Raw genomic sequence first — 5,171 nt, 5'->3', positions numbered from 1 at the left:
TGCAGACCTTCGCGGCGGCGCTGCGGTCGCATCAGGGCCAGGCGTCCCCTCGGCACCCGATTCGCCGGAGCGGGATTCGCACCTGCGGCGACCTGCTGTCCAAGGTCCAGCGCGAACTCGGCGGCGGGCCCGCCCCGGCGGCCGCTCCGGCCCGCGGCTCGCTGCGCGAGGATCACCAGCGGCTGACCGATCAGCTCCGCTCCTGGGCCGAGAACGACACCAGGGAGCTGGACGAACCATCGCCATAGGCCGGACGCCGGCCGGCCACCGCCAGGTGACCGCCGGACGCGCCCGCCCGAAACGGTAACCCCATGATCACGGGGTCGTACCGTGCCCGTCCGCGGTGGGCGTCTCGTCCGCCGCGCTGGTCCGCCGCGTCCGTCCGCTGTGTCCGTCCGCTGTGTCCGTCTGCCGGGGGGTGAGACACCCGCTACGGACGGAGTCAGCATGTCACAGCCGACCAGCCCCCAGCGCCGCGGCGCCGGCCATACAGCGATCATCCCTCTCGGTGCCACCGGGTTCGGTGCCACGCGGCTCGACGGCCGTCACGCCGGAGTCGGCCGGCGGACCCGGCTGCGGCTGTGGTGGCGGGGACGGCGCGACGCGGGCGCCGGGATACCGACGTCCGCACCCGCCTCGTTCGTGACCCCGGCGATCCGGGAGCTGGCGGCAGGCGCCGAACGCTCCCACAGCCGGTTGCGCTCGGCCCTGACCACGCTGCTGATCGAGATCGACACGGAGATCGCGGAGACCGTTGCCGCGATCGCGGTCGTGCGGGCCCAGCAGGACACCGACCCGGCCGACCGGATGGTCGCCGACGCCGAAGCGCTCGGCCAGCCGGCCACCAGCGACGACGCCGCGGCCCGGACCAGGCGGCGGGCCGCGCAGGCGCGGACGGCGAGCCTCGCCGACCGGGGCCGGCTCAGCGAGCTGCGGATCCGGCTGGCCGGGCTGTTGGAACGACGTGAACGGCTCATCGATGACGCGGAAGCGCGCGCCGACGAGATCTCGTCCTTCCGCGACCAGTGCGTCGAGGTGTACCGGGCGGCGAACCTGCGCCGCCGGGGCGAGGACGCGGCGGCGCTCGCCGAAGCGTGGGTCCCACCGGCGTTCCCGCCACCCGCGTGGCTGACAGCGGTGCACCGGGTACCCACCGCAACCGCAAACGGCGACACGGACCCGCGTCCCGAGACCCGGAAGGCATGAGATGGCAGCCAGGCAGCGGTACCCCCTCACCCCGCCCCCGCGGCTGAACAACCGGGGCCTGCTCGACTTCGCCCGGGCCAGCGCCGAACGGGACGCCGCCGCCGCGTTCCCCGACAGCGAGACCGGCAAGACAGCCCTGCCATTCGAGCGGATCCTGGCCGGGCATGTGGCGGCCCGGCTCGAGGCGGTCGGCCGGGGCTACGCTCACGACCACGCTCGCGCCGCCGACCGTGTCGCCGCCGCCCGGGCACGGGTCACCGCCCGCACCGACGTGTGCGCCGACGCCGCGGCGCGGGCCACCGAGGCGTCGGACGAGCATCGTGCCGCGGTCGACGCGCTGCTCGCCGCTGAAAGGCCGCGGCGCCGGTTCGCGCATCTGAGCTGGTCGCCGCTCACCCGGGCCGGGGTCCTCGGCGTCATCACAACCGCCGAGGCGGTCGCACTCAAACCGACGCTGGACGGACTCGGCGCACCCTATCTGCAGACCTGCCTGCTCGCCGCCGCGATCGTCTTCGCCGGCCTGGTGCTCGCGGGGCATCTCGCCCGCCACACCCGGGAGCAGCGGGCAAGCGTGGACGAGCGCCGGGCGGGGCGACCGGTGCGGGCGGCCGGCGGAACGTTCCTGTCCCCGGCGGTCATCGTCGCGCTGGTGGTGCTGGTGGTCACCAACGTGTTTCTCGCGAGCGTCCGGGCGTCGACCTTCGTCGGTGAGATCGCCCTGCTCGGGCCGGCCGGGGCGCCCTTACGAACCGGGTTCCCGGTCGCGTTCGGGCTGTTCCTCTCCCTGCAGGCGCTGTTCACCATGGCCGCCGCCGCGGTCGAGTACCACGCGCATGACCCGGTCGCCGCCGCCGTACGGCGCACCGGGCTGCGGCTGCGCTGGGCACGGTTCCGGCTCCGGCGGGCCCGGCGCGCCCTGCACGACGTCACCGCCGCGCAACGCGCGGCGGTCCAGGAGGCGATCGCCACCGTGGAGGCATACCGCGGGCTCGCCCGGGAGGAACGCGCCCGGGTCGAGATCGTGCGGGACAGCTACCGCGCCGATCTGGTGGCCCGTTGCCCGATCGAGCGCGCGGCGGCGCTGGCGGCGCTGGAGCGCGCAGACTGGCCGCTGCCGGCGTGGGCCGACGGGCTCGACAGAGAGATCGCGCGGCTCACGGCCCGCATACCCGCCGACGTCCGCCCACTGGAGGAGCAGCCGGCCGGCCGGGACGAACCCAAGCCCGCGAAGCCTCGCGCCGCCGAGCCTGTCCCGAGCCAGCCATCGCATCACTCGCCGTACTCGCTGTACTCGCCGCCGCTGGCACCGGACGGCGCGGCCGTGCCGGCCGGTACGTACGGCGGCGGCAGCGGCCCGTCCACCAACGGTGTGGGCTCTCCGGGCCCGGAAAGCCGGCAGCAGGGGAACCGGCAGCAGGGGAAGGGGAAACCGTCATGAGCAGGCCCCGCCGGAGCGACGGCATCACGGTCCTCCGCGCCCACGCCGCCACCGTCGCCGCCGCTGTCGTTGCCGCGCTGAGCGTGGCGGTCCCCGGCTGCGGGTCCCGCGCCTCGGACCGGCCGCCGCGGTGCGGCATCGTGGTGGACGTCTCCGCGAGTGTGGCCGCCGACCAGCGTGCCCGCTACCTCGACGAAGCCACGGCGGCTCTGCGCCGCTGCACCGGTGGCCGCGCATACGCCGACGTGGCCGACGCGAACGCACGGGCCGGCCGGTGCACGCCGGTGGACATGACGCTGGCCGCCCCCGACCCGCGGGGAAACACCCTGTTCGACAGCGCCGCCGAAACCGGGCAGGTCGACAGGGCGATCGCCGCGACCAGGGCGTTGGTCGACTGCGCCGCCGCGCTGCCCGCCACCGCCACCGACCTGTTCGGCGCGTTCGTGCTGGCCGGGGCCGCGCTGCGGGCGGGGCCGGCCGGGCGGCGGGAGCTGACCGTGTTCACCGACGGGATCTCGACACGGGCGCCGTACGACCTGTCCGCCCGCGAGCTCGACGACGCTGACATCAACAGGCTGCTCGACCAGCTGGCGTCGGATGGCCTGATGGCGGATCTCACCGGGGTGGACGTACGCATCGTAGGCGCCGGGGTGGGGGCTGACGAGCTGGGTCCTGTCCGCCTGGGCCGGGTGGAGACGGCGTGGCGGAGCTACGTGAACCGCGCCGGCGGCACTGTCTCGCGTTACGCCAAGACGTTGGGCGGCATCTGATGGCTGGGATGATCGATGCACCTGTCGCGGTCCCTGTCCCTGTCGCGGTCGCGGTCCGGGCTGGTGCCCGTCGCCGGGCGGTGGCGGTCCTGGCCGCTCTGGGCGCTCTGCTCGCTCTCGGCTCCGGGCTGATGGCCTGGTCCGCCCGGCCCGTGCAGGCGGCTGCCCCGGTTCCGCCGGCCGCGCCGGCCGCGGTGGACACGCCGGCCGCGGTGGACACGGCCGGCGGCGGAGCGCACGCGGCGGTGCGGGTCGTCGACGCCGCTCCCGGCCCGGCGCTGAACGTCAGCGGCACGGGTTCGTCATCGTTGACCGTTCATTTCCGGGAGCTGTCCGGCTACCGCCGGGTGCCGGCCGGCGCCGCCCGGCTGACCCTCACCCGGGAAGGTTCCGCCGATCTCACGGTGCCGGTCGACATGCCACCAGGTGGGACGGTCAGTGTGATCGTCACCGGGACGGCCACACTGACAGCTCGCGTGGTCGTCGACGGTTTCACCGCCCCCGGCCCGGGGCGGATCGCGGTCCGTTTGATCCATGCGGCCGAGGGTGTCGGCCCGGTGAGCCTGGTCGACGCGGCCGGCAGGCGGCTGGGGAACCCGGTCGGCCCGGGAACGGTCTCCTCGTTCGTCACCGTGGTGCCGGGCAGCGGCACGTTCGGGCTGCGACGGCTCGGCGCGACCAGCGACCTGGCCGTCATCGGCCAGCTGGACGCCCCTGCGGGGGACGCGGTCGGTGTGCTGCTCAGCGGCGGATCCGGCGATGCCCCGGTCGCCGCCGGCTGGACCGTCGACGCCCACGGGACGCCGCTTCCTCCCGTCGGCCCGGTCCGTACCGGCGACATCCATGCCACCGGTGTGCCGCTCCTCTCTATCGCCGCCTTTATCACGGCCATCGCTGTTGTCTTGATCGCTGTGGGTGTGGGGGCCGTTGCCTGGAGCCGGCGTCCGACGGTCATCATGATCCTCTGCTGCCTGGTGCTGGTGGCGTGCTCGGCGACCGGTACCGGGACAGCGCGGGTGGGCACGCGCCACGCGGTAAACGATCATACGGCGACGGGTGGCGCGCCGGCCCCGCCGGTGGCCGCGGCGAGCCCAACGATGATCCCCGTCCCGTCGGCAAGCCCGCCGGCAGAGGGGACGGGCCGGGAATCCGCCACCCGCCCGGTCGGCCTGATCCTGCCCGGCATGCCCGCTCCGGTACCGGTCGTGCCGCTCGGGCTGGTCGGCGGGGACGAGCAGCGGGGGATCCGGCTGCCGGGCGCCGCCGACGGTGAGCTCGCTACCGTCCCCGACGGCGACACCGTCGGCTGGTACAGCGGCGGCCCGGCACCGGGGGAGGCGGGTTCGGCCGTGCTCGCCGGGCACGTCGACCTGCATCGCGCACCCGCGGTGTTCGCCGGGCTGGCCGGCATGACGCCCGGGGCGGAGGTCACCGTGCTACGGGCCGACGGTGCCAGGCTGGTGTTCACCGTCGACCGGCTCGACGCATACCCGAAAAGCGCGCTGCCCACCGGGATCCTCTACCGGCCGGCGCCCCTGCCCGAACTGCGGCTGGTGACCTGCGCCGGCCCGGTCGAGGGCGGCACCCATCGGGATGACCTCATCGTCTCGCTGTCCCTACGGGGCTGACCCGCGAGGATCCCGGAACGGACGTCGTTCTCCGGCTGTGGGGACATCCACCTGCGCGTACGGTCGTCCGGGCACCTCGCGGAGGCGGAGCCCAGAATCAGGATGGCGGCCACCGGGGTGGCCCCAGAC

5 protein-coding genes are annotated in these 5,171 nt (G+C 75.0%); all 5 read left to right on the top strand.

Annotated features, from left to right (window positions below; translation table 11 throughout):
• Positions 1–248, top strand: a 248-nt coding sequence (locus AC5LSR_RS21870; RefSeq protein WP_493468924.1) for a hypothetical protein, incomplete at its 5' end; no start/stop codon positions are given.
• 199 nt (positions 249–447) lie between these two features.
• Positions 448–1,206, top strand: coding sequence for a hypothetical protein (locus AC5LSR_RS21865; protein ID WP_250281374.1), 759 nt, complete (start codon positions 448–450; stop codon positions 1,204–1,206).
• A gap of 1 nt (position 1,207) precedes the next feature.
• Positions 1,208–2,644, top strand: coding sequence for a hypothetical protein (locus tag AC5LSR_RS21860; protein WP_250281373.1), 1,437 nt, complete (start codon positions 1,208–1,210; stop codon positions 2,642–2,644).
• Positions 2,641–3,414 carry a hypothetical protein gene (locus AC5LSR_RS21855; RefSeq protein ID WP_250281372.1) on the top strand — a complete coding sequence of 258 codons (774 nt, stop codon included), beginning with the start codon at positions 2,641–2,643 and terminating at the stop codon, positions 3,412–3,414. Before AC5LSR_RS21860 ends, AC5LSR_RS21855 begins: the two co-directional genes overlap by 4 nt.
• Before the next feature lie 8 nt (positions 3,415–3,422).
• Positions 3,423–5,042 (top strand): DUF4397 domain-containing protein, encoded by a 1,620-nt coding sequence (locus AC5LSR_RS21850; protein ID WP_250281371.1) that lies wholly within the window; start codon positions 3,423–3,425, stop codon positions 5,040–5,042.
• Positions 5,043–5,171: the final 129 nt, after the last annotated feature.

The sequence above is a fragment of the Protofrankia sp. CiP1_Cm_nod4 genome, from assembly GCF_982290645.1.
Note: the sequence above shows the minus strand (reverse complement) of the source record. Positions and strands in the feature narration are given on the sequence as shown.